The organism is Streptomyces musisoli, from assembly GCF_016741855.1.
Lineage (GTDB): Bacteria > Actinomycetota > Actinomycetes > Streptomycetales > Streptomycetaceae > Streptomyces > Streptomyces musisoli.
The window spans coordinates 1-890 of record NZ_JAERRH010000097.1; the positions used below are offsets into that span (position 1 = coordinate 1).

1 protein-coding gene and 1 pseudogene are annotated in these 890 nt (G+C 69.6%); both read right to left on the minus strand.

What is annotated here, in order from left to right; all coding sequences use genetic code 11:
• Positions 1 to 105: pseudogene (locus JK361_RS40610) on the minus strand (FAD binding domain-containing protein); the annotation flags it as partial.
• The gene (locus tag JK361_RS40615) at positions 102 to 698 is read right to left on the minus strand and encodes a (2Fe-2S)-binding protein (RefSeq protein ID WP_201828252.1); all 597 of its coding nucleotides are present in this window, start codon (positions 696 to 698) and stop codon (positions 102 to 104) included. The pseudogene JK361_RS40610 and the gene JK361_RS40615, both read right to left, overlap by 4 nt.
• Positions 699 to 890: the final 192 nt, after the last annotated feature.

An 890-nucleotide genomic window follows, 5' to 3' on the forward strand; every position in this document is an offset into this window, starting at 1 on the left:
CACCAGGTTGGTGCCACCGCCGAGGAAGCTGGCCTCCGGATCCGCACCGTGCAGCGCCACGGCCCCGGCCACGTCGGACACCCGCCGATAGTCGAACTCCCTCATGCCACACTCTCCTTCGTCCCCGCTCCGGGGCTGAGACGCGTGGAGGGAACCGGCTTGGTGGGCATCCCCGCCTCGGCCGCCCGGGCCACAGCCTCCACGATCGAGACGTACGCGCCGCAGCGGCACAGGTTGCCGCTCATCCGCTCGCGGATCTCGTCGTCGGTCAGGGATGGTGGTCCGGCTTCGGGCCGGACGTCGTCGGTGACGGCGCTCGGCCAGCCCGCCGCGTGCTCCGCCAGCGCGCCGATCGCGGAACATATCTGCCCGGGTGTGCAGTAGCCGCACTGGAAACCGTCCAGGTCGAGGAAGGCCTGCTGCACCGGATGCAACCGCTCACCGTCGGCGACGCCTTCGATGGTGGTGATCTCATGGCCCTCGGCCGCCACGGCCAGTTGCAGGCAGGCGACGGTCCGGCGCCCGTCCAGCAGGACGGTGCAGGCACCACACTGGCCCTGATCACAGCCCTTTTTGGTGCCGGTGAGATCGAGACGTTCGCGTAGTGAGTCGAGCAGGGTGGTGCGGTGGTCGACGAACAGCGTGTACGCCTCGCCGTTGATCCTCAAGGTGATGACACCGGCCATCGAGGGGACCATGGGGGAGCCTCCTTCGCAGACGAACTGGCGGGCGGGGACAGGGGTAGTGGGCCTCATGAGCGTGGGCCTCGACGGCGCCGAGGAGTGACCACCCGGATGGGGGCCGAACGGGACGCGGTCATGCCGGCGAAGAAGGCGTGCACGCGGTGGTCGCCGGTGAGTTCCGGGTGGAACGACGTGGCGAGCGCGTTT